This is a genomic window from Paraburkholderia guartelaensis, from assembly GCF_004353905.1.
Lineage (GTDB): Bacteria > Pseudomonadota > Gammaproteobacteria > Burkholderiales > Burkholderiaceae > Paraburkholderia > Paraburkholderia guartelaensis.
This window is the reverse complement of sequence record NZ_SMOD01000153.1, coordinates 1-1284: the sequence shown is the minus strand read 5'-3', so window position 1 is coordinate 1284 and position 1284 is coordinate 1. Positions and strand designations below refer to the sequence as shown.

Annotated in this window: 1 protein-coding gene; it reads right to left on the bottom strand. The window is 62.5% G+C overall.

Annotated elements, in window-relative coordinates:
- Positions 1-61 precede the first annotated feature (61 nt).
- Positions 62-1197, bottom strand: a protein-coding gene (locus E1N52_RS43760; protein ID WP_425468219.1) for an IS3 family transposase whose coding sequence is annotated in 2 segments (ribosomal slippage) — positions 62-933 and positions 933-1197 — 1137 coding nt in all. Because the reading frame shifts where the segments join, the coding sequence is not laid out codon by codon here.
- Positions 1198-1284: the final 87 nt, after the last annotated feature.

Here is a 1284-nt window from a genome sequence, read left to right as displayed (position 1 = left end):
AGAGGTGGTGCCGCTTGTTCGGACAGGGTCCCGCGATTTTTAAGTGGAACGTCCGGGGCGATCATGCTGCCGATTTGATCGCTGGCAGCGTCGCGAAGTATGCCTCATCGGGCGTCTGATCCGCCAGACTCGAATGAGGACGTTTGCGGTTGTACAGCTCAATGTATTGGCCAATGGAGCGCCGGGCGTGGCTGACCGACTCGTAGGCTCTCAAATAAATCTCTTCGTACTTGATGCTGCGCCACACGCGCTCGACAAACACGTTGTCGCGCCAGGCGCCTTTGCCGTCCATCGACAGTCGAATGCCTCGGCCCAGCACCGCCTCGGTGAAGGCTCCCGCCGTGAACTGGCTACCCTGATCGGTGTTGACGATGTCGGGGTGCCCATAGCGGGCGAACGCCTCTTCCAGCGCTTCAACGGCATGCACGGCTTCCAGCGTGATCGCCACGCGGTGCGTGAGGATCTTGCGACTGGCCCAGTCCACCACCGCAGTCAGATACACGAAGCCGCGCGCCATGGGGACGTAGGTCGTGTCGAGTGCCCAGGCCTGGTTGGCCCGCTCGATCTTCGTGCCGCGCAGCAGATACGGCCAGACCTTATGCTGCGCGTTGCGTCGACTCGTGTTCGGCTTGCAGTACAGCGCCTCCACGCCCATGCGCTTCATGAGCGTGCGCACGCGCCGGCGGCCGACCTCGTGGCCTTCCCGGCGCAGCAGGCGCGCCAGCATCCGTGCACCGGCAAACGGGAACTCCAGATGCAGTTCGTCGATCCGGCGCATCAGACGTTGATCGACTTCGCTGACAGGTCGCGCCCGGTAATACGCGCTCGATCTCGCGATACCAACAAGCCGGACTTGCTGCGAAACCGGCAACACATGGTCACGGTCAATCATCGCTTTGCGCTCAGCAATCCCGCCTTGGTGAGCGCACCGCTTAAAAAATCATTTTCCAGGCTGAGTTGGCCGATCTTGGCGTGCAGGGTCTTCACGTCTACCGGTGGCTCGCTCGACACCGGGCCGGCCGCACCGAACACGTCGGCCGCGCGCTCCTGCAACTGCCGCTTCCATTCCGTGATCTGGTTCGGATGCACATCGAACTGCTGCGCCAGTTCGGCGAGCGTGCGCTCGCCCTTGACTGCCGCCAGGGCCACTTTCGCTTTGAACGCCGCTGAGTGCGTGCGTCGGGTTCGTTTCGTCATTTTCTCGGTTCCTTTGCCTGCATTATCGCTGGCTCAGGCCCCGGTCGTTCCACTTATCCCGCTGTCCGATTTTGCGCGGCCACCTCT